A 20,314-nucleotide genomic window follows, 5' to 3' on the forward strand; every position below is an offset into this window, starting at 1 on the left:
GATGGTGTCCGACCAGTATTCATCCGTGGTGAACGGAGGGAAAACATTGCCCTTTGGAGGCGGGATCGCTACATCGCTGGCTAAGCAAATCTCCTCAAATTGAAGGTTTCACGGGACCGATGGCGCGCCAGTTCATCTATTTCATGCAGGGCCTGACGAAGAGCTACCCGACCCGGAAGGTGCTCGATAACATCCACCTCAGCTTTTACCCGGACGCCAAGATCGGCGTTCTCGGCGTCAACGGCTCGGGTAAGTCGACCCTGCTCAAGATCATGGCGGGCCTCGACAAGGAATATACCGGCGAGGCCTGGGTCGCCGAGGGCGCCCGCGTCGGCTATCTCGAGCAGGAGCCGCACCTGGATCCTGCGCTCTCCGTCCGCGAGAACGTCATGCTAGGCGTCGCCAAGCAGAAGGCGATTCTCGACCGCTACAACGAGCTCGCCGTCAACTATTCGGACGAGACCGCCGATGAGATGACCAAGCTGCAGGACGAGATCGAGGCCCAGGGCCTCTGGGATCTCGACAGCAAGGTCGACCAGGCCATGGACGCGCTGCGCTGCCCGCCCGACGACGCCGATGTGACGAAACTCTCCGGCGGTGAGCGCCGCCGCGTCGCGTTGTGCCGTCTTTTGCTCGACCAGCCTGACCTCCTGCTGCTGGACGAACCGACCAACCATCTCGACGCCGAATCCGTGTCGTGGCTGGAAGGCCATTTGCGCAATTATCCTGGCGCGATCCTGATCGTCACCCACGATCGCTACTTCCTCGACAACGTCACCGGCTGGATCCTCGAGCTCGATCGCGGCCGCGGCATTCCCTACGAGGGCAATTACTCGTCCTGGCTGGTGCAGAAGCAGAAGCGCCTCGAGCAGGAAGGCCGCGAAGACGCCGCGCATCAGAAGACGCTCGCCCGCGAGCAGGAATGGGTCGCGTCTTCGCCCAAGGCACGCCAGGCCAAGTCCAAGGCGCGCTACCAGCGCTATGAGGAACTGCTCAAGCAGGCGAGCGAGAAGCAGAGCCAGACCGCGCAGATCATCATTCCCGTGGCCGAGCGGCTCGGCGCCAACGTGGTCGATTTCGAAGGCCTCAGCAAAGGCTTTGGCGATCGGCTCCTCATCGACAATCTCACCTTCAAGCTGCCGCCCGGCGGCATCGTCGGTGTCATCGGTCCCAACGGCGCTGGCAAGACCACGCTGTTCAGGATGATCACGGGGCAGGATAAGCCCGACAAGGGCACGATCACGATCGGCGAGACCGTGCATCTCGGCTATGTCGACCAGTCGCGCGACGCGCTCGACGGCAAGAAGACCGTCTGGGAGGAGATCTCCGGCGGCAACGAACTGATCCTGCTCGGCAAGAAGGAAGTGAACTCGCGCGGCTATTGCTCGTCGTTCAACTTCAAGGGCGCCGACCAGCAGAAGAAGGTCGGCGCGCTCTCCGGCGGTGAACGCAACCGCGTCCATCTCGCCAAGATGCTGAAGTCCGGCGCCAACGTTCTGCTGCTCGACGAACCGACCAACGACCTCGACGTCGACACGCTCCGCGCGCTTGAAGAGGCGCTAGAGGATTTCGCCGGCTGCGCCGTCATCATCAGCCACGATCGCTGGTTCCTCGACCGCATCGCGACCCACATCCTGGCCTTCGAGGGCGACAGCCACGTCGAATGGTTCGAAGGTAACTTCCAGGACTACGAGAAGGACAAGATGCGCCGGCTCGGCCAGGACAGCATCATTCCGCACCGCGTGAAGTACAAGAAGCTGACGCGGTGATCTCGGCATGATGTGGCGGGCGCTCATCGCTGCTGTGACTGTGCTCACCTGCGGATGGTCGTCCGCCCACGCCGCCGACGCTGCGTTCACGCAGTTCATCGCTTCGCTCTGGCCGGAAGCGCAAGAGGCCGGCGTGTCGCGCGCAACGTTCGATCAACAGACGCGCGGGCTCGAACCGGACTACAAGCTGCCTGACTTGATCCTGCCGGGACGCCCCGCGACCGGCGCGCCGTCGCAGGCCGAATTCGTGCAGGTGCCGGCGGATTATGTCAGGGAGTCCTCGATTGCGAATCTCGCGGGCGAGGGACAGCGGCTGCTGCAAAAATACAGTGCTGCGCTGACGAAGATCGAGAAGAGCTCCGGCGTGCCTGCGACCGTCATGCTCGCGATCTGGGGCCGCGAGACCGATTACGGCCGCTATAAATTGCCTTACGATCTCGTCCGCGTGCTGGCGACGCAGGCCTATGTCGGCCGGCGCAAGGACACCTATCGCAACGAGTTCATCCTCGCGTTGAAGATTCTGGGCGAGGGCGTGGTAACGCGCAAGGACATGACCTCGTCCTGGGCCGGCGCGACCGGACTGACGCAGTTCCTGCCGTCCGAATACTACAAGCACGGCGTCGATTTCGACGGCGATGGCCGCATCGACATCTGGCACTCGGTGCCGGATGCGCTGGCCTCGGCTGCGCAGCAGCTCGTCAACAAGGGTTGGCAGAGCGGCGTGCGCTGGGCCTACGAGGTGCAGGCACCGGCGAAGGTGGATTGTACCGTCGGCGTGCCCGAGGTGACCAAGCCGATCGGCCAGTGGTTGCGTGAAGGCTTTGTGCCGGTGCGCGGACAGAAACTGAGTGCCGCAGAGCAGGCCCAGCCGGCCTCGCTGCTTCAGCCGGAGGGCATCTATGGTCCGGCATTCCTGACCACGAAGAATTACTTCGTCATCAAGGAATACAATTTCTCCGACCTCTACGTGCTGTTCGTCGGCTATCTCAGCGACCGCATGACGAGCCCATTGCCGTTCGCGACGCCTTGGTCGGCGTCGAAGCAATTGCGCACGAGGGATGTGGAGGCGATGCAGCGCGGGCTCACCCGCGTTGGTTTGTACAAGGACAAGATCGACGGCAAGGCCGGCATGCAGACGCGCGCCGCGCTCGGCGCTTATCAGAAATCGGCGGGGCTCAAGGTCGATTGTTGGCCGAGCGAAGAGGTGCTGCGCTCGATCCAGGCAGCACGCTAGCAACCAAAGAAAAAGCCCGGCCGATGGTCTCGGCCGGGCTTCGATCGCAGCGCTTGGTCAGCGCCGAGCGATCAGATCAGTAGCAAACGCGAACCGGGCGAATGACCCAGCCGTAGCCGTCCCAATAGCGTTGACGCTGCCAGTAGCAGGGCGGCGGGGGCGGGCCCGGCTCGGCGACGTAAACCGGACCACCATAGGCGGGACGGCTCGACGCGATGGCGCCGCCGATGATCGCGCCGCCGAGCAGGCCGGCAGCAATGCCGACGCCGACACCGTCATGGGCCTGGGCGGACGGCGTGGCGGTCACCAGCGAACCGGCGATCGTCGCAACCGTGAGGGCGGCAACAATAGTCTTCTTCATGCTCTTGGCTCTCCTGGGAGAAGGACGTCCCTTGTTAGGAGCGTCCGGGGTTCAAAGGTTCACGCACACGCTGATGGAATTGGCCTTGCAGCTAGGAAGCGCGCAAATGGTCAATCCACGGTAAACGCACACGGAGCTGTGACGAGAAAAAGCGGTCTTTTTCGGGCCTTGAGATGAACGGCGCATCCGTAGTGAACCGGCCCGACCGAAACCGCTCAAGCGATCCGGTCTAATGCGCCTCAGCCACAGACTCGGACGCGGCGGACGCGCCAGGCGTAGCCGTCCCAGAAGCGCTGCTTCTGCCAGACGCAGCCATTGCCGTAATAGTCGTCGGCGACGTAGCCGGGACCCGGCGCGTAATAGCGGGGCGGATAGTAGCCGGGGCCATAGCCGTAACCCGGGCCAGGTCCGTAATAATACGGAGACGCCAGGGCGCCACCGACGATAGCGCCACCAATGATGCCGGCGGCGACGCCCGCCGCGACACCGCGCTGCGCATGAGCCGGCGTTCCAGCGGTCAGGACCAGGGTGGCGGCAGCAGCGACTGCCAATAGCGTCTTCTTCATCGGCTCGACCTTTCACAGGACCGCATAACTCTTCCGGCCAAAGTTCCATATTTCGCTTGAATGATCAATGAACGGCGCGTTGGGCGGATGCGACCAATTGGTTGAGACAGAGGCTTGCAAGCCCGGGAGACGACGATGAACGCCCTGACCAATGCCCTGATCGCCCTCGGCGCCGTTGGCGTGGTGGGTTATGCCCTGATGACCCATCTGCAGAACCGTGCTCCGCGGCCGCGCGCCAGGACGGGTGGCGATGGCGGCGGCAGCGACAGCTATTCGGATACGACGAATGAGGGCTTCTCGCTGGGAAGCTGGTTCTCCAGCGACAGTTCCGGAAGCTCGACCGACAGCGGCAGCTGCTCCGCCAGCGACGGTGGCAGCAGTGGCGGAGATTGCGGAGGCGGTGGCGGTGGCGATGGTGGAGGCGGCGGGAGCAGCGATTAAGCCCGGTTCGGCATCTTCTTGATCCAGCGCAACTCGCTATTTTAGAGCCGTTCTAGGCTCTATCCGGGCCAGTTTGGAATAGCTTGAAATACCGGCTTTTCCTTTTGCATCCGGCCGGCCCCTTAAATATCGATGATGGCGCATCACCGAAGGGCCTACCGCTTCCATGATCGTTTGTTCCTGTAACGTGCTGAGCGATGACGACATCCGCGCCGCCGTCGCCGAGTCCGACGATGCTGTGCGTCATGCCAAGCAGGTCTATGGATGCCTCGGCTGCAGCGCCGAATGCGGTCGCTGCGCCCGAACGATCAAGACGATCATCGACGAAGCACTTGGCCCATGTGCGCAATCCTGCTGCGCCGGTTGCCCGCACAGCCACACAGTGGCTGCGAATGAGATCGCCGAACCCGCACAGTTCGCCCTAGCCGCCTGCTGAATTCTTTTGCCATTTCATCTGAGCTTTTCCCTGGCCGCGTTCCGGTAGCCGGTTGCTCTCATGTTTGATCTCATTTAGAAGCATTCTAAAATCGGTGTAGCGCCGATTTGGACTGCAAGAGCTGGAGTGGACCATGCAGGGCGACGCAAAAGTCATCGACTATCTCAACAAGGCGCTGCGTCACGAACTGACTGCGATCAACCAGTACTGGCTGCACTATCGCTTTCTCGATAATTGGGGCCTGCTGGATATGGCCAAGGTCTGGCGCAAGGAGTCCATCGAGGAGATGGAGCACGCCGACAAGCTGACTGCGCGCATCCTTTTCTTCGACGGCTTCCCGAACATGCAGGTGCTCGATCCCCTGCGCATTGGCCAGAACGTCAAGGAGATCATCGAGTGCGATCTCGCCGCAGAGATGAGCGCACGGGCGCTTTACCAGGAAGCGGCGACCTACTGCCACGGCGTCAAGGACTACGTCACGCGTGACCTGTTCGAGAAGCTGATGAGCGACGAGGAGCACCACATCGACTTCCTCGAGACCCAGCTCGACCTGATCGGCCGTATCGGCCTCGAACTCTACACCCAGAAGCACGTCGGCGGGCTCGAGGGCGAAGGGCATTAGGCTCCGACGTTAGTCACACAGTTGCGAGGCCGTCCCGGCTTCTGCGGGGACGGCCTTTTTCGTTCCAGTGCCCCAGCTACAGCTGCGCCTTGTAACGCTCTTCCACGATCTCCTGGCTCTCGGGCTCGCCGAGGCTGGTCTGATCGTGGATGACCTGGCTGATGCTCGGCATCACCGAGCGCGCCACCTTCTCCGGCGACCACAGCTTGGAGCGCATAAGAGCCTTGCCGCAGTGGAAATAGACTTCGCTGACGGCGACGTTCAGCACCGCGCGCGGCGGCTTGCCGAACTCCACCATCGCGGCGAGCAGATCCGGATCGGTCGAGAGCGTGCCGCGTCCCCCGACGCGCAGCGTCTCGTCGATCCCAGGCACGAAGAACAGCAGATGCACGAACCCCGAGCCCTCGACGACATTGCGAAAACTGTCGATGCGGTTGTTGCCGGCGCGGTCGGGCATGAGCAACTGGTTTGGGCCAGCGACATGGACGAAGCCGACGCCGCCACCGCGCGGTGAGGCATCGACGCTGCCGTCGAGTCCCGATGTCGCGAGCACGCAGAACGGCGACATCTCGATGAACTTCTTCGCATGCGCATCGATCGCGGGACGCGCTTTGGCGATCACGCGCGGGGTTGGCTTCGCATAGATGGTGGCGAGGTCTTCGGCGCAAAGGTAGGTCAACGGTGTGCCTCCGGATGAGCTCGGCGTCAAACTACTTGATTGCTTTACGTCCGCCAACGAATTCCATCTTGAGACGTCAGACCGCGTCGGCCGGTACGAAGCAGCTGATGATGATGGCGCCGCGGTGATGGACGTACCACACCACGGCTTGACCGACCGGATTGCCGCGATCACGGATGATGGCGCGCTCAGGCACCTCCATCCATTGTCCCTCGATCGGCACCCAGTAAGCACCTTTGCGCACGTCGTAGTCGGTGCGGTGGCCATCCGAAATGTCGCAGCAGGGTACGCCGTTCGGCGCGATCACGCTCTTGAACCACGCGCGGATGTCGGGCGGAACGCTGTCGTACTGACCATTGTCGAACGCGAGCGCGGTGCTCGTCATCGCGGCGAGCCAAACGCACAGCGCAAGCCTGTGCATGCAAATCCTCCTCATCGCGTTTTCGATTCGTATCGTTGATGCGATTAAGCCCGAGCCGCCGGCTCATTGCATGCTCAAATAATATGCGGCGCCGAGGCGCCGCATATGATGCGTTGCGATATCGAGGTTGCTCCGACGATGTCTACATCGTCCGCTGCGGTGCGGTTTGCAGCAATTGTCGGACCTGCTCGCTGTAGAATTTTGCGTTGCCGGTGGTGCCGTGGCCGCGCGTCTCGGTGCTCGCGGGGATGAGGTACAGCTTGCCGTTCTTGACCCGCTTCATCGCGGCATCCGTGATCCCTGTCTCGGGCGGATTGCGCTCGTCGTCGGCGGAATTGATCAGCAGCAGCGAGGCCTCGATAGCCTCGAGCTTCTCGGCAGCGTTGTAGTCATGTGAGGAGTCCCATTGATAGACGTAGTCGTTCGCGTCAGCAGTAATCGGCGTCGCCAGTCGCTCGTCGACGATCTTGTCGGCCTTCGCCGCGGTCGGCGCTTGTTGCTGATAGGCGAGCGTGCCGCCGATGCTGGCAATGCCATAGGCGGTGATCGCGTACTTCATCATCCGTGGCTGGCTGGTGTAGTTGCCGCCGTTGTAGTCGGGATCGTTCCTGATGGTGTCGAGCATGATCCGTCGCAGCATCCAGTTGCGTGACGCCATCTCGGTCGGTTGCGAGGCCATCGGTACCAGCGCGTCCATGTCCTTCGGATACTTCTCGCCCCACAGCCAAGTTTGCATGCCGCCCATGGAATTGCCGATCACGAGCCGCAGGTGCTTGACGCCGAGGCCTTCAGTCACGAGGCGATGCTGCGCCTCGACCATGTCGTCGTAATCGTATTTCGGAAAGCTCGTCTTCATGCCATCGGAGGGCTTCGACGATTTACCGTGGCCGATCGCATCTGGGAGGATGATGTAATATTTGGACGCGTCGAGTGGTTGGCCGGCGCCGAACAATTCGCCGGCGAAGGCTGGCGTCAGCATGCTTGCGCCCGAGCCGCCGGTGCCGTGCAGCACCAGCACCGGCTGTCCAGTCGGTTCGCCGACCGTGGTGTAATGCAGCTTCAGTTCCGGCATGACCTCGCCGGTGTGGAATTTGAAATCCCGCGCGACCCAATCGCCCTGCTTCGGCGCCGGGTAGTCCGCCGCGTATGCCGATGCGGAAACGGACAGCAGAATGGCCGACAGCGCTGCAAAATATGCTTTCATGTTCCTCTCCCCAGGCGGCTCATATCCGGCGGCCGCGTTGGCGTGGACCTTACCAGAAGAGGGCGGAACGATGTAGGATTTCGGCTCAGCCGATCGTCTTAAGGGGAAACCACCGGGAGAAACGGCATGTGCCGCAACATCAGGACGCTGTTCAATTTCGAGCCGCCGGCGACAGAGGAGGAGATCCACGCCAGTGCACTCCAGTTCGTTCGAAAGCTCTCCGGCTTCAACAAGCCGTCACAGGCCAACGAGGCGGCCTTCGACCGCGCGGTGGCGGAGGTTTCGGATGCTGCGCGAAGACTGCTGACCTCGCTGCACACCCACGCACCGGCGCGCGACCGAGAGGTCGAGGCGGAGAAAGCCAAGGAGCGTTCGCGGCTGCGCTTCGGTTAGAGGTTCCGCAAGGTCCCACCGTGACCTGCCTCACGGTGGCGTTGGCCGTGACGCGCGATGATGCCTGCCGGGGTTCTGACAACCCGGAGCAGGAACCATGAGCCGTCCCCTTCTTCCGCTGAAAGCAGGTGCCATCATATTCACGCTGTTGTGGACCGCGTGGATGATGTGGTGGAGCGGATCGTTCTCAAGCGCAAACGTGGTGATCCTGGCGGTTTGCGGCGCGGCAGTCGGCTATCTCTGGTACCGCGCCATGCGCTGGCAGTTCGAGCGCATGGGCATGGTGCCGCGGCGGGACGACCAGGCGCAGTAGCTGCGCCCGCTAGTCCTTGTGGCCGTGCTTCTTCTTTTTCTTCTTTCTCTTGGGCTCGTCGCCTTCGCCCTCGTCGCTCTCGTCATCCGAGGACGCATCTTCAGCCTCGTGCACTGCAGCTTCGAGCGCGGCGTGCTCGGCGGCCTCCTGCTCGCGCTGGCGGCGACGTTCATCCCAGGCGTCGAAGAGCTGATCTAGCCACGGCAGCACTTGTTCGATGGACGGTAATTGACCGGGAGGGCCTGGCTCGCCGCGCGGGCCCTGGGGGCCGGCTGGGCCCTGAGGTCCTGAGGAGCCCTGCGGTCCTGCGGCGCCCCGCGGGCCGGCTTCGCCCGGCTTGCCCGGCAAACCAGCCTTGCCCTGTGCGCCTGCCTTTCCGGCCGGTCCCGGTTTACCTTGTGGTCCCGGCTTGCCGCGTGCACCGTCCGGGCCTCGCTTGCCCGGATGACCCTGCGGCCCCGGTCGCCCCGGTTCGCCCTGCCGCCCGCGCGGACCCTGTGGTCCCGGCCGTCCCTGATCGTCTGCCACGCCGCTACTCCCTCTTGGCAAGCTTGCTACTTAGCGGCGTTTGACGACAGCAGCAATTCCGCCCGGGCGTCGTGGCGGGCTTGATCAACATCAATCGGCGCCGCAGGGCGCCGTGTCATTGATGACGCGCGGCCACAATCCTTGCGAGGAACGACCGATGCGCGCAGCCTGGAAAGTCTTCTGCCTGTCCGCGGTCGTTCTCGCAGCGACGCTCGGCCTTGCCCATCTGCTCGTGCCGGACGTCGTCCCGGTTGGCTATGCCGAGGAGCCGCAGCCGTCATGGGCTATACTGACGGCCTTCGCGCTGCGCGCCATCGCGTTGACCGCGGCCTGGGTCGCGATCATCACGGTGTCACTGCTTGTCGGCACGAAGCTGTACCGGACGCTCTCCGGCGCCGTCACGCGCTAGTCGTGATAGGCCGGCACCTCGATGCCGGAGGCGGCATAAATCCTGATCTTGTTGCGCAGCGTGCGCACCGACAGGCCGAGCACACGCGAGGCACGCGTGCGGTTGCCGTCGCAGCGCGCGAGCGTCTGCAGCACGAGCTCGCGCTCGACCTCGCCGACGGTCGCGCCGATCAACAGTGGAACGATCTCATTGGGTGCAAGGAATTGCGCGCCCTGCTCGGGCGCCGCGACATGAACAGTGGTCATCAACACACTCCCCGATCAACGCCCGCCTCCATCGTTGGAAGCGGATCGAGAACAAACGACCCCCAAGCCGTATATCCTAAGCCGTAGATCTACGGTGGGCGGGTTTGGTTAATGAAAGGTTAATTTCGATCGATCGCACCAGATGACCTTGGGAATGCCGCCGCGTTGCCGCGATTGGCACGAGATGCATAGCAACGCGGACCGATCTCACTCACACCGTGCGATATCCGCCGTCCACCATGACGATCGATCCTGTGACGAAAGACGACAGGTCTGACGCAAGGAATATCGCGGGGCCGACGATGTCCTCCGGCTTACCGGTACGTGCGAGCGGGGTGTGGTCGACGAAGGCCTGCACCAAAGCAGGATTGGTGGCGCGTACATGGGCATTGATGTTGGTCTCGATGAAGCCTGGCCCGATCGCGTTGACGCGCACGCCTTCCTTGCCGAGCTCGACCGCGAGCGCCTTGGTGAAGCCGAGCACGCCGTGTTTCGAAGTGGTGTAGGCCGCCGAGCTCGGCGTGCGCAGATGCACGAAAGACTGGATCGAGGCGATATTGACGATGCGGCCCTTGGCTGCACGCAGCGGCGCGAGGAAGGCCTGCGTCGTGTTGAAGACGCCGTTGAGGTTGAGTGAGATGATGTCGTTCCAGTCCTTCGCCACCGCCTCGGTCTCCGCAGTGATGGCGTTGCGGCGGGTGATGCCGGCGTTGTTGACGAGGATCGAGACCTGACCGACCTTGTCGGCGACCTGCTTGGCCAGGGCGAAGCAGTCGTCACGCCTGGTCACGTCGAGCGCAAAGCTCGTAGCCTTACCGCCGGCTTTGCTGATCTCTTCGGCGGCCTCCGCGACCGTGGCGGCGTTGACGTCGAGCAGCACCATTTGCGCGCCCTCACGGGCATAGCCGGCGGCGATCGCCCGGCCGATGCCGGAACCGGCGCCCGTGACGACAGCGATGTGGTTTGCGAGCAATGCCATGGCAATTTCCTCCCGGATTCGTTTCTAAGTTTCATGAAAGGCTAACCCGAAATTAAGGGGTCGGAAACGGCGGCCTTGGCATACTCGTCCGCGTTGCTAAACGTTGCGCGCATGATGGAACGACTCGAATCCTGGAAATTGGCGCTCGAGCGCCTGCGGTCGGCGGAATTTGCGGACTGGGCCGAGGCTGGCCGGCTGGTGGCCGAGATCGTGCGGATGAGCACGGATGCCACGCTGCGGCAGGCCGCCGAGCAAGCGCTCCCCGTGCTGCGCCAAGTCGCGGACAATGACGATCACGGCGTGACGCTCGCCGCCCGGCGCCGCGTCGGCGTGATCCTCGATGTCGTCCATGATCTGACCGCGCCGCGCTTCGGCCGTCGCAACGCGGCGCCAAAGAAACTGTCGAGCGAGGATCGCGCCCGCAAGATGCTGGGCCTGCCGCTCGCAGTGCAGCTCACTTGCGAGGACATCAACCAGGCCTATCGTCGCGCCGCCAAGGGCATGCATCCCGACCAGGGCGGCAGCGCGCAGGCCTTCATCGACTTGTCGGCCGCCCGCGATGTCTTGATTCATCCCGGCGCGCACAAGGACGCCTGAGAGCGCTCAGCTCTTGTTGACGCAGCTTGGATAGGGCGCGGCTTCGCCTGAGACGATCGGGCAGAGATCGATCGGGTTGAGATCGCGTAGGCGCCTTTGCCAGCGCTCGTCGTTGACCGGCGGCTCGTCGCTTTCGGGGCCGCGCTCGGCCCATTGGATGGTGTAATAGTCGCTCGCGCCCTTGAGCGTGATCAGCAGCGCGGTCTCGCTGTGCCGCGTCGGGCCGCTGTCGATGCGACCGCAACCGATCACCGCGACAAAGCCCTCGAAGCGGCCGAACATGGTCGCGCCCAAAGGCCTTGCCGCAAAGCTGTCGGGGCAGGCCGATTTGAAGCCGCCGGCGATGGTGCCCGCGAACATCTCCGGCGAGCTGCCCGGCGTCAGCGTCATGCCCTTCTCGCCGGTGACCGTGATCATCTGCGTCCAGCGCTCGGGCGTCTCACCCTTGAGCACGGCTTCGCGGATGTAGTGGCCGCCCTTGGTGTTCTCGAACACGGCCGCGAAGTCAGACGGCATCGCGAAGGCGACGAGCTGGCCGAAGATCGGCGAGATCACGCGGAAGGATCGCGGGGCCTGCGACGCAGCCGCAGCAGTGAGCAGAAGCGAAGCGGCGAGGGCCGCCAGCCGCGTGGTCCGTGCGCGCATCGACCTGCTCCTGTCGGCGAGGTGAAAAAACGACCGGGCAAGGATGCTAGCGTCGCATCCTTGCCCGGCCCTGTCGTCCGCCGATCGAAGTCTTACCAGCTGCAGTGACCGGCCTTGAGCGCGCTGTCCTTCATGACGAGCGCGTCGACGAAGGTCGGAACGCTCGCGCTGGCGCGATGATAGCCGGCGGGCCACGGCGTGGTCGGAATGCTCTCGTCCCAGATCTGGCAGAAGCCGCTGTCCTGCCAGCGGATCAGGTGATAGCCGGCTTCGGCCGGGCTCGCAGCGACGAAAGCGGCAGCGGCGAGACCGGCGGCAGCGCAGAGCATGGAAATACGACGACGCATGGATCAGCTCCTCAAATTGAAAGATGTGATGCGCCTCCCGACCATGACGGGGAGGGGGTGCGGGGCGCTTCCTCAGCCTGCGCCCCGGACAAGAGGTGAGTAGTTCCGTGCGCTGATCAGGTTCAAAGCGAAAACGCGGGAAATCGCGGAATTCGCTTGCCAAAAGACCTGCCAAAAGAAGAGGGCGGGCTGCTCGCGCAACCCGCCCTCAAACAGAAACGGCCCGATGGCTCAGAGCGTGCAGCGACGCTCGCCACGCAGCTTGATCTGGAGGTCCGAGGCCTGGGTGAAAGTCGGGAACGGCTTGCTGACGACCTTGTAGGTCGAGACGCCCCACTGGGGCGGCTTGTACTGCAGGTCCTCGTTCCAGACCTGGCAGATACCCGTGTTGTCCCAGCGGATCACGTAATAGCCGACCTTCGCGGAGGCGGGCACTGCAAAGACGGAGCTGGCGATGCCGGCAACGGCACAAAGGGCGAAAACGCGACGCATGGAAAATCTCCTTGGTCTGGGCGGGTGATCCGAAAATTCGTGCGGTAAAAACAGCGGCTTTGCAAGCCGGGGAGCCCGCCTTCACGGATATGTCAGACCGGCGCGGCCACTTGGTTTGGCTGCGTGCCCTGCAAGACACACACGCTCACTTCGCCAGCGACGCCACCGCCTCGATCTCGATCAGCATTTTCGGATCGGGCAGCGCCTGCACCACGCAGGTGGTGCGTGCAGGGAACGGCGGCGGGCCGAACGCGCCGGCATAGAGCGCATTCATCGCGGCGACGTCAGTGGGGCGGGTCAGGAGCACGTTGACCTTGACGAGGTCGCGCGTCGTGGCGCCGGCCTCGTCCAGCACGCGCTTGATGTTGACGACGACGTTGGCGAACTGCGCCTCGAACCCGTCAGGCAGCGCGCCGTGGGCGTCGAAGCCCGGGATGCCCGACACGAACAGCAGGTCGCCGACACGGGTCGCGAAGGAGAGCGGCGGCGCCTTGACGTGCGGCGGGGCAGCGAAATGCTGGATCGGCATGGGGGCCTCCGAGGATGCGAGGTGAGTTGGGAGAGCGTAGCGGTGTGCGGGGCGTGCTCCAACACAAAACGCGAAAACAACCCCATGCACAGTAGAAATGATTGGCGAAACTGTAATTCGGGAAGACAGAAATTTGGATTGACCCGTCGGGCAAAACAGTGGCAGGATGGCATGATGGGGATGGTGCGGGTGCGCGCGCCTTGCAGCCTCGAACTCCGCTGTCATCGCCCGGCTTGACCGGGCGATCCAGTACGCCGCGGCGGATGTGGTGAGAGCGAGCTCTTCGACGCTGGTCTCTGGAATACTGGATCGCCCGGTCGAGCCGGGCGATGACAGCTGAGTGTATGGCTGACGGCTCGCGCCTCACCCACCCCCCATCATGTTGCCGCCGCGATCGATCGGATAGATTGCGGCGTCTGATTCGCTTTTCCTCTCGAGAAAAATAGCCCCCGGAGACGCCCCATGAAGATTGCTTCCACCTTGCGTGCCGCGCTCGTCGCCATTGCCGCGCTGGCCGGCCTTTCGACCGCGGCGCAGGCCGACGGCGGCACCGTGGTGCTGACGATCTACAAGGCCGGCTGGATCATCGGCGGCTCCGGCGGCTCGGGCGTTTTGAACTTCCGCGGCCGCTCCTATGCGCTCTCGACCGGCGGGCTCGATTACGGCCTCGTCTTCGGCGGCTCCAAGACCGTGCTGCGCGGCCGCGTCTCCAACATCGTCAGGCCCTCCGACGTCGCCGGCGTCTATGGCGCCGCCGGTGCCGGCCTCGCCGTCGGCCGCGGCGCCCGCGCCATCGTGCTGACCAACCAGAAGGGCGCGGTGCTGGAGCTGTCGGGCACCCAGACCGGCCTGATGGCGAATGCGGATCTCTCCGGCCTCGCGATCACGATGCAGTAGAGCACGGTGCCGTAGGGCGCGGTGCCGTAGGGTGGGCAATGGCGCGCCCTTCGCGCGCCGTGCCCACGTTCTGCCGGATACGGAGAGAGAGCGTGGGCACGGCGCAAGAGCGCCTTTGCCCACCCTATGAGATCTCGAGCGCGTCTACGCTCCACTCACCATCCCATGCACCCGCTCGCAATGCGCGACGAGATTCTTGTGCGCATCGACGAACGCCTTCAGCGGTGTCGGAATCGGGAAGTAAAAGATATTCGCGATGAAGCCGTAGATGCCGGCATCTACGCTGGTGGGCCGCTCGCCCTCGACGAAACCGGACGCCGGCACGATCTCGGCCAGCACCTGCAGATCGGCAAGTCCCCGCGCATAAGCCTGCTCCGGCGTGTAGCGGCCGATGCCCTGGTAGTGATAGCGCTGTGCGTTGTAGGCCTTCGCCTTCTCGAAGCCTTCAGCATTGATCTGCTGATGCTGCGCGATGAAGCCGTCGCGAAACGCGGGGTAATAGCGCTCGTCCTTCCAGCGCGAATAGGACATCACCCAGTAGAGATCATCCAGCATGCGCGTGATGAGATGATGGCTGCGGCGCTGCGCCGGTGACAGCGCGGCATCGATGGTCAGGTGATATTTCGCGATCGCGTGCGCGATGATGGGTTCGCTGTCGCCGATGGTCTCGCCGTCGTCGACGACATAAGGCAGTTGCCCGCGCGGTGCCGCGGAGGCATCGAAGATGTGCTCGTGCACGAAGGGAACGCCGGCGAGCTTCAAGAAGGCGTAGACCTTGAGCCCGTAGCCGTTGTTGTCGGCGACGCCGAAGAGTTCCGGATACGAATAGAGTGTGAGCATGATGGCTCCCTTTACTCGCGGGCGGGCGTCGTGGCTCGCTTGTCAGTGGTGGCGGCCTGCGCGCGTTTGCCGGAGCGGATCATCAGGAACGATCCTGACGTGCCCGGCAGCCGCCAGCGTCCGTCGATCTCGGTCGCCTCTCCGTTCATGATGCCGTCATAGTGGACGATGTCGAAGCCGTAGCCCGGCGGCTCGTAGCGCTTGACGAACGACACCACGCTGCCGGCACGATGGCCCGTGATCGAGGCGTTGTGCGTCCGTAGCGGGCAGTGCGGATTGGAGCACGGCTCGGTGACGTGGCCTGAGAGCGCGCCGCCGGTCTCGATCAGTGTTGCCGTGAACGTGACCATTCCCGTGCCGGGTTGGATGTAAGTGCCGTCCCAGACACCGGAGAGATCGTCGCTCATGCGGCGGCTTCCTCGATATGATGTGCGCCGGTTGAGGCCCGGCTTTTCCGTCCCACGTTCTTCCACCCAAAGTCGTATCGCCCCGGTTCCGCGCTTGCAAGTGTCCGCACGCGACGTCCATGGGTCGCGGGATGCGCGGCCTCATCCGTTCGGTGTAGTCCGGTGCCGCTCAGGGGCAAAAAAGCGCTATTCCGCCTGTCGGATGATCGTCCGCTCGTTCGTCCTTCGGGTGACGGCGCACCCGCGTGCGTCCGGTTCGACGCAAAGGATAGCATATGACCTCCATCACGCCGTTTCTCTGGTTCGACAACAACGTTCCGCAAGCCGTCGACTTCTACAAATCGGTGTTCCCCAACGCCAGGGTCGAGACCGTCAGCGACTTCATGGCGGTGTTCGAGCTCGAGGGACAGCGCTTCCACGCGCTCAATGGCGGGCCGATGCACCGCTTCAACGAGGCGGTGTCGTTCTTCATCAGCGTGGAGACGCAAGGCGAGGTGGACTATTTCTGGAACCGCCTCACCGCCGACGGCGGCGAGGAATCCCGCTGCGGCTGGCTCAAGGACAAGTTCGGCCTGTCGTGGCAGGTCATTCCGGCGGCGCTCGGCCGCTATCTCGGCGATGCCGACCGGACCAAGGCCAACCGCGTCATGCAGGCGATGATGGGGATGCGGAAGATCGTGATTGCGGATCTGGATAGAGCCTACGCTGGGTGAGGCGCTGACGGTTCGCGGTTTGGTGGCATGTCGTATCCAAACCCATAGTGTCGTCCCGGCGAAGGCCGGGACCCATACCGCGTGATTTATCGGTTGCGGTCAATAGAAGTACCGGACGACGAGTCTTCGCCAAATCGCCGCCTGTGGTTATGGGTCCCGGCCCCCCGTGCGCAATTGCGCACTAGGCCGGGACGACAGCTGAGTGTGGGACGCTAGCGTTGATCCACCCGACGAGGCCTGTGATCCACATCGCCAATTCGCGTGGAGCCGCTATACTGCCGAGCTCAGTTGAATGGTGATCTCATGGCAAGAGAATTGGAAGGCAAGGTTGCGGCCGTGACCGGGGCGGCGTCGGGCATCGGGCTTGCGAGCACTGAAGCCATGCTGGCCGCGGGCGCGCGCGTGGTGATGGTCGACCGCGACGAGGCCGCGCTCAACGCGCTCCGCAACAAGCACGGCGATGCGATGATCCCGCTGGTCGTCGATTTGCTCGATCCCAAGGATTGCGCGACGCTGTTGCCGCGGGTGCTGGAGAAGGCAGGCCAGCTCGACATCTTCCATGCCAATGCGGGCAGCTATGTCGGCGGCGACCTGATCGATGCCGACACCATGGCGATCGACCGGATGTTGAACCTGAACGTCAACGTCGTGATGAAGAACGTGCACGACGTGCTGCCGCACATGATCGCACGCGGGAGCGGCGACATCATCGTGACGAGCTCGCTGGCGGCACATTTTCCGACGCCATGGGAGCCGGTCTACGCCTCGTCCAAATGGGCGATCAATTGCTTCGTCCAGACGGTGCGGCGGCAGGTCTTCAAGCACGGCATTCGCGTCGGCTCGATCTCGCCCGGCCCTGTTGTCACGTCGCTGCTCGCGGACTGGCCGCCCGAGAAGCTGCAGGAAGCGAGGGCTTCGGGCAGCCTGCTGGAGGCCAGCGAAGTCGCAGAAGTCGTGATGTTCATGCTGACCCGGCCGCGCGGCATGACCATCCGCGACGTGGTGATGATGCCGACGAATTTCGATCTCTAGGCATGTTCTCGTAGGGTGGGCAAAGGCGCGCACTTCGCGCGACGTGCCCACGTTCTGTCGGACTCATGGAGAGGTGGTGGGCACGGCGCAAGAGCGCCTTTGCCCACCCTACGGCACTATGGCTACCCGCTCGACGCTACCGTGAACACTGCCAGCTGCGCCTCGAACGCGCGGCGGAAGGCCGGGCGGGCTTCGCCGCGGGCCACATAGGACGAGAGGGTCGGATAGCCCTCGAGCACGTTCGATGCGTTCAACCGGCGCAGCACCGTCACCATCAGGAGATCGCCGGCGCTGAACGCGCCGTCGAGCCAGTCGGCGCCGCCGAGGTGGCGGGACAGTTCGTCGAGCCTGATACCGACGCGATTCCTCAGGATCGGCAGCCGCTCCTCATACCAGCTCTCGTCGCGTTCGAGCAGCACCGCCATCCCGAGCTCGACGATCGGCGGCTCGATCGTGTTGAGCGCGGCGAACATCCAGGCGATCGCGCGGCACCTCGCATTGGCGTCCTTCGGCAGCAATCCGTCATGACGCTCGGCGATATGGAGCACGATCGCGCCGGTCTCGAACAGGGCGAGATTGCCGTCCTCATAGGTCGGGATCTGCCCGAACGGATGCAGCGCCAGATGCGCCGGCTGCTTCATGGCCTCGAACGACAGCAGGCGAACGTCGTAAGCCTGGCCGACCTCCTCGAGCGCCCAGCGCACCCGCATGTCCCGCGCCTGTCCCCGGCCGCGGTCGGGCGGGCTTTCGAAGGCGGTGATGGTGGGCATGGGGGCGTCTCCGGGTGAATGTAACTCTGTATCTAGGACGAACGAGCGGAGCGAATTCCGACAATGCCGTAGGGTGGGCAAAGGCGCGCCCTTCGCGCGACGTGCCCACGTTCTGTCGGACTCATGGAGCGGTGGTGGGCACGGCGCAAGAGCGCCTTTGCCCACCCTACAAAGCGGTGCCCTTGGGGAGCGTTGCGGATTGCCTGATGTGCATTAGGATAGTGCCAATACCGCACGGGGAGATCACAATGGCCATCAACACCGACAAGATCGACGACGCGGCGCTCGCCTTACTTCGCCTGACCCTGCACGATGGTTGTCGGGCGTGGAAGGGTTTCGACTGGGATGTGCTTGGCCGCCTCCACGACAAGGGCATGATTGATGATCCCGTCGGCAAGGTGAAGTCGGTGGTGTTCACCCCCGAAGGCCTCGAGCGTGCGAAGGCGCTGTTCAAGGAATTGTTCGAGGAGTGATGCCTCGATGAACCGCGAACAGCTAGCTGCCGCCTACGCGGCACCTGGCCGCCACTATCACAATCTGGCGCATATCGAGGATTGCCTGGCTGCACTCGCGCGGGTCGACGGTCTTTCCGCGGCCGAGCGCGAGACGGTGACGGAGGCGATCTGGTGGCATGATGTCGTGTACGATCCTGCTAGGTCCGACAACGAGGAGCGCAGCGCGGAGCTCGCCGAGCAGTACGTCCGCACTGATCTTCGTCAGGACGTCGGCCGCCTGATCCGCCTGACCAAGACGCACGACGTTAGCGCCGGCGATCGCTTAGGGGCGATCCTGATTTCGATCGACCTCAGCATTCTCGGCACCGATCCCGCGCGCTATGACGCCTATGCCGCCGCGATCCGCCAGGAATTCAGCCACGTCAGTGAGGACGACTATCGCATCGGCCGCGCCCGGGTGCTCCGCCGTTTCGCCGCACGCGAGGTCATCTTTCCCGATTCTGACTTCGCCGCGATGTACGACCGCCCCGCCCGAGCAAATCTCGCGCGTGAAGTGGCGGCGCTGGGCGTCGGTGCGTAGGGTGGGTTAGCCGCTCACAAGCGCAGTCGTTCAACACGAAACGGTGCAAGGCGTAACCCACCGCGTGCGCCGCCGCGGCAACAGAAGCGGTGGGTTACGCCGGGCGGCCCGCGCTTCGCGCAGCCGCGCAGCTAACCCACCCTACGCAGCAATCCACCTCGCCAGCTCCCGCCACGGCTCCAGCGTCCAATGCCCCGACGCCGCTCCCGACGGCGAGGGCAGCACAAAAATCTCCGGCAAGCTCTCATCCCGCTTCTGCCGTCCCAGCGCAATCGCAGCTGACGGCCTGCCATAAAACAAGCTCGCCGCCTTCTTGCTCGTGAACGCAATCGTCCCCGGCCGGTACTTCTCGATCTTGGCCCTGAAGCCGGGCACGTCGATCGTCTCCGCCGCGATCTGGTGATCCATCCCTGCGCCCGACTTGGAGAGATCAGTGAAGCCGATGCCGAGCTCGATCAGCGATGCGAACTCGCCCGGCTGATAGCGCCGCGGCGTGATCCCGGCCTCTTGGATCGCGCGCCAGAAGCGGTTGCCGGGATGAGCGTAGTAGTGCCCGAGTTCGGCCGAGCGCGTGCTGGCCGCGGTGCCGACGAAGACGAGGCGGAGGTTGGGGCGGAGTTGGTCGGGGAGGCGGTGGGGGAAGGGCAAATAAAGTATCCGTTGCGTACAGCTCGCATAAGGATCGGCTACACGCGGAGCGAACGTTGAGTTCAGGTGTCCATTCGTTCGTCCGAGCTACGCCTGCTTTTTGAATAGAGCAGTATGGACAGATCCCGTTTCGGCGCTCTGCATGCCAACATACAGGATGGTTTCATCATCAGGAAATTTTATAAGATGGTGATTTAAGAGGCGGATCAATCTTTCTCGCCATGAAGGAAATAAGCTCTCAAGTTCATTCAGTGACTGTTCTTCTCGATATGGGTTATTTGCATGCATTAGAGTCCCGATCTTGCCGTGCGCTTCAACCAGTTCGTCAAGCGTTAAGAACCCAACTGAGACGGGTTTCCATTCGTCCTTCGCGCTTTTGTTTGTCGACGGTACTCGATCGATTGGGTTCGGAAAGAATCCAGGGTTCTTGCTTTTGACGATCACGACAATCTTCGTTACCTGCCATTCTTTGGCTAGTTTGCGTGTCAGCCCTTCAAATAAATGCTGATGAGACGTCAGCGTTGCCAAAATTACCAACTCAAAGATCTTGCGGAATTGTAGAGCCACGAATTCGATGTTTGTGTATTTGAATGATGTCGTCTTTCTCTCGTAAAGTATCTCGTCTATTGCGATTTGCCTGCGCTTAATCTCCTCCATGCACCTAGTGTAGTTTGCATAGTCAGGTTCGCCAGCCATTCTGCCCACTCCAATTCAAGAGCCGGGCTTTCGCCCGGCTCTTGTAGGATCATTGCTTGCTATTTC

General features: G+C 63.2%; 31 protein-coding genes. 14 read left to right on the forward strand and 17 right to left on the reverse strand.

The window, feature by feature from the left end:
* Nucleotides 1-119: 119 nt before the first annotated feature.
* Nucleotides 120-1,769 carry an energy-dependent translational throttle protein EttA gene (ettA, locus tag L6639_RS33280; protein WP_237865838.1) on the forward strand — a complete coding sequence of 550 codons (1,650 nt, stop codon included), beginning with the start codon at nt 120-122 and terminating at the stop codon, nt 1,767-1,769.
* A 7-nt stretch (nt 1,770-1,776) separates the two neighbouring features.
* The gene (locus L6639_RS33285) at nt 1,777-3,003 is read left to right on the forward strand and encodes a lytic murein transglycosylase (protein WP_237865839.1); all 1,227 of its coding nucleotides are present in this window, start codon (nt 1,777-1,779) and stop codon (nt 3,001-3,003) included.
* Between the two features lie 76 nt (nt 3,004-3,079).
* Here the strand turns inward: L6639_RS33285 and L6639_RS33290 are convergent, their stop codons facing one another.
* Nucleotides 3,080-3,364 carry a hypothetical protein gene (locus tag L6639_RS33290; protein WP_188108359.1) on the reverse strand — a complete coding sequence of 95 codons (285 nt, stop codon included), beginning with the start codon at nt 3,362-3,364 and terminating at the stop codon, nt 3,080-3,082.
* 239 nt (nt 3,365-3,603) lie between these two features.
* Nucleotides 3,604-3,930: a hypothetical protein gene (locus L6639_RS33295; RefSeq protein WP_237865840.1), complete on the reverse strand. Its 327-nt coding sequence runs from the start codon at nt 3,928-3,930 to the stop codon at nt 3,604-3,606.
* A 135-nt stretch (nt 3,931-4,065) separates the two neighbouring features.
* Between L6639_RS33295 and L6639_RS33300 the strand changes: the two genes are divergently transcribed.
* The 3 genes from L6639_RS33300 to bfr all read left to right on the forward strand — a co-directional run bounded on the left by L6639_RS33300 (nt 4,066) and on the right by bfr (nt 5,429).
* Nucleotides 4,066-4,371, forward strand: a complete 306-nt coding sequence (locus L6639_RS33300; protein WP_237865841.1) for a hypothetical protein — start codon at nt 4,066-4,068, stop codon at nt 4,369-4,371.
* Nucleotides 4,372-4,537: 166 nt separating this feature from the next.
* Entirely contained in the window at nt 4,538-4,807 is a 270-nt protein-coding gene (locus L6639_RS33305; protein WP_237865842.1) for a (2Fe-2S)-binding protein, read from the forward strand.
* A gap of 133 nt (nt 4,808-4,940) precedes the next feature.
* Entirely contained in the window at nt 4,941-5,429 is a 489-nt protein-coding gene (bfr, locus tag L6639_RS33310) for a bacterioferritin (protein WP_011089420.1), read from the forward strand.
* A gap of 76 nt (nt 5,430-5,505) precedes the next feature.
* Here bfr and L6639_RS33315 read toward each other — a convergent pair whose 3' ends face one another.
* The 3 genes from L6639_RS33315 to L6639_RS33325 all read right to left on the reverse strand — a co-directional run bounded on the left by L6639_RS33315 (nt 5,506) and on the right by L6639_RS33325 (nt 7,733).
* Complete coding sequence (locus L6639_RS33315; protein WP_237865843.1) at nt 5,506-6,108, reverse strand: MSMEG_1061 family FMN-dependent PPOX-type flavoprotein; 603 nt, start codon at nt 6,106-6,108, stop codon at nt 5,506-5,508.
* A 76-nt stretch (nt 6,109-6,184) separates the two neighbouring features.
* Entirely contained in the window at nt 6,185-6,529 is a 345-nt protein-coding gene (locus tag L6639_RS33320; RefSeq protein ID WP_237865844.1) for a hypothetical protein, read from the reverse strand.
* A 142-nt stretch (nt 6,530-6,671) separates the two neighbouring features.
* Complete coding sequence (locus L6639_RS33325; RefSeq protein WP_237865845.1) at nt 6,672-7,733, reverse strand: alpha/beta fold hydrolase; 1,062 nt, start codon at nt 7,731-7,733, stop codon at nt 6,672-6,674.
* A 126-nt stretch (nt 7,734-7,859) separates the two neighbouring features.
* Between L6639_RS33325 and L6639_RS33330 the strand changes: the two genes are divergently transcribed.
* Nucleotides 7,860-8,126, forward strand: coding sequence for a DUF2277 domain-containing protein (locus L6639_RS33330; RefSeq protein WP_237865846.1), 267 nt, complete (start codon nt 7,860-7,862; stop codon nt 8,124-8,126).
* 97 nt (nt 8,127-8,223) lie between these two features.
* Nucleotides 8,224-8,439 (forward strand): hypothetical protein, encoded by a 216-nt coding sequence (locus L6639_RS33335; protein ID WP_237865847.1) that lies wholly within the window; start codon nt 8,224-8,226, stop codon nt 8,437-8,439.
* 9 nt (nt 8,440-8,448) lie between these two features.
* On the opposite strand, the gene L6639_RS33340 is transcribed toward L6639_RS33335, so the two are convergent.
* Nucleotides 8,449-8,967 carry a collagen-like protein gene (locus L6639_RS33340; protein WP_237865848.1) on the reverse strand — a complete coding sequence of 173 codons (519 nt, stop codon included), beginning with the start codon at nt 8,965-8,967 and terminating at the stop codon, nt 8,449-8,451.
* 157 nt (nt 8,968-9,124) lie between these two features.
* Between L6639_RS33340 and L6639_RS33345 the strand changes: the two genes are divergently transcribed.
* Nucleotides 9,125-9,376 (forward strand): hypothetical protein, encoded by a 252-nt coding sequence (locus tag L6639_RS33345; RefSeq protein ID WP_237865849.1) that lies wholly within the window; start codon nt 9,125-9,127, stop codon nt 9,374-9,376.
* Here L6639_RS33345 and L6639_RS33350 read toward each other — a convergent pair.
* Nucleotides 9,373-9,621, reverse strand: coding sequence for a helix-turn-helix domain-containing protein (locus L6639_RS33350; RefSeq protein WP_237865850.1), 249 nt, complete (start codon nt 9,619-9,621; stop codon nt 9,373-9,375). The genes L6639_RS33345 and L6639_RS33350 overlap by 4 nt on opposite strands.
* 211 nt (nt 9,622-9,832) lie before the next feature.
* The gene (locus L6639_RS33355) at nt 9,833-10,600 is read right to left on the reverse strand and encodes an SDR family NAD(P)-dependent oxidoreductase (protein WP_237865851.1); all 768 of its coding nucleotides are present in this window, start codon (nt 10,598-10,600) and stop codon (nt 9,833-9,835) included.
* A gap of 111 nt (nt 10,601-10,711) precedes the next feature.
* On the opposite strand from L6639_RS33355, the gene L6639_RS33360 reads away from it, so the two are divergent.
* Nucleotides 10,712-11,197: a J domain-containing protein gene (locus tag L6639_RS33360; protein ID WP_237865852.1), complete on the forward strand. Its 486-nt coding sequence runs from the start codon at nt 10,712-10,714 to the stop codon at nt 11,195-11,197.
* A 6-nt stretch (nt 11,198-11,203) separates the two neighbouring features.
* Here the strand turns inward: L6639_RS33360 and L6639_RS33365 are convergent, their stop codons facing one another.
* From L6639_RS33365 to L6639_RS33380, 4 genes are all read right to left on the reverse strand, one after another.
* Nucleotides 11,204-11,842, reverse strand: coding sequence for a hypothetical protein (locus tag L6639_RS33365; protein WP_237865853.1), 639 nt, complete (start codon nt 11,840-11,842; stop codon nt 11,204-11,206).
* A 92-nt stretch (nt 11,843-11,934) separates the two neighbouring features.
* A complete protein-coding gene (locus tag L6639_RS33370; protein ID WP_237865854.1) occupies nt 11,935-12,189 on the reverse strand; it encodes a hypothetical protein in 255 nt (84 codons plus the stop codon).
* 231 nt (nt 12,190-12,420) lie between these two features.
* Nucleotides 12,421-12,681, reverse strand: a complete 261-nt coding sequence (locus tag L6639_RS33375; protein WP_237865855.1) for a hypothetical protein — start codon at nt 12,679-12,681, stop codon at nt 12,421-12,423.
* Between the two features lie 145 nt (nt 12,682-12,826).
* Complete coding sequence (locus tag L6639_RS33380; RefSeq protein WP_237865856.1) at nt 12,827-13,210, reverse strand: RidA family protein; 384 nt, start codon at nt 13,208-13,210, stop codon at nt 12,827-12,829.
* Nucleotides 13,211-13,672: 462 nt separating this feature from the next.
* On the opposite strand from L6639_RS33380, the gene L6639_RS33385 reads away from it, so the two are divergent.
* Nucleotides 13,673-14,107, forward strand: coding sequence for a hypothetical protein (locus L6639_RS33385; RefSeq protein WP_237865857.1), 435 nt, complete (start codon nt 13,673-13,675; stop codon nt 14,105-14,107).
* Nucleotides 14,108-14,251: 144 nt separating this feature from the next.
* On the opposite strand, the gene L6639_RS33390 is transcribed toward L6639_RS33385, so the two are convergent.
* Both L6639_RS33390 and L6639_RS33395 read right to left on the reverse strand, forming a co-directional pair.
* On the reverse strand, nt 14,252-14,947 hold the full coding sequence (locus L6639_RS33390; RefSeq protein WP_237865858.1) for a glutathione S-transferase family protein: 696 nt from the start codon (nt 14,945-14,947) through the stop codon (nt 14,252-14,254).
* An 11-nt stretch (nt 14,948-14,958) separates the two neighbouring features.
* A complete protein-coding gene (locus L6639_RS33395) occupies nt 14,959-15,354 on the reverse strand; it encodes a hypothetical protein (protein WP_237865859.1) in 396 nt (131 codons plus the stop codon).
* Nucleotides 15,355-15,629: 275 nt separating this feature from the next.
* Here L6639_RS33395 and L6639_RS33400 point away from each other — a divergent pair, with 275 nt between their 5' ends.
* A complete protein-coding gene (locus tag L6639_RS33400) occupies nt 15,630-16,067 on the forward strand; it encodes a VOC family protein (protein WP_237865860.1) in 438 nt (145 codons plus the stop codon).
* A 303-nt stretch (nt 16,068-16,370) separates the two neighbouring features.
* Nucleotides 16,371-17,099: an SDR family oxidoreductase gene (locus tag L6639_RS33405; RefSeq protein WP_237865861.1), complete on the forward strand. Its 729-nt coding sequence runs from the start codon at nt 16,371-16,373 to the stop codon at nt 17,097-17,099.
* A 122-nt stretch (nt 17,100-17,221) separates the two neighbouring features.
* On the opposite strand, the gene L6639_RS33410 is transcribed toward L6639_RS33405, so the two are convergent.
* The gene (locus L6639_RS33410; RefSeq protein ID WP_237865862.1) at nt 17,222-17,869 is read right to left on the reverse strand and encodes a glutathione S-transferase family protein; all 648 of its coding nucleotides are present in this window, start codon (nt 17,867-17,869) and stop codon (nt 17,222-17,224) included.
* 248 nt (nt 17,870-18,117) lie between these two features.
* Between L6639_RS33410 and L6639_RS33415 the strand changes: the two genes are divergently transcribed.
* The gene (locus L6639_RS33415; RefSeq protein WP_237865863.1) at nt 18,118-18,342 is read left to right on the forward strand and encodes a DUF6429 family protein; all 225 of its coding nucleotides are present in this window, start codon (nt 18,118-18,120) and stop codon (nt 18,340-18,342) included.
* Between the two features lie 7 nt (nt 18,343-18,349).
* Nucleotides 18,350-18,904, forward strand: coding sequence for an HD domain-containing protein (locus tag L6639_RS33420; protein ID WP_237865864.1), 555 nt, complete (start codon nt 18,350-18,352; stop codon nt 18,902-18,904).
* Between the two features lie 141 nt (nt 18,905-19,045).
* Here L6639_RS33420 and L6639_RS33425 read toward each other — a convergent pair whose 3' ends face one another.
* Nucleotides 19,046-19,552 (reverse strand): mismatch-specific DNA-glycosylase, encoded by a 507-nt coding sequence (locus L6639_RS33425; protein WP_237865865.1) that lies wholly within the window; start codon nt 19,550-19,552, stop codon nt 19,046-19,048.
* An 87-nt stretch (nt 19,553-19,639) separates the two neighbouring features.
* Nucleotides 19,640-20,248 (reverse strand): hypothetical protein, encoded by a 609-nt coding sequence (locus L6639_RS33430; RefSeq protein WP_237865866.1) that lies wholly within the window; start codon nt 20,246-20,248, stop codon nt 19,640-19,642.
* Nucleotides 20,249-20,314: the final 66 nt, after the last annotated feature.

It is taken from the genome of Bradyrhizobium zhengyangense, assembly GCF_022012555.1.
In the GTDB taxonomy this organism is placed as follows: Bacteria; Pseudomonadota; Alphaproteobacteria; order Rhizobiales; family Xanthobacteraceae; genus Bradyrhizobium; species Bradyrhizobium zhengyangense.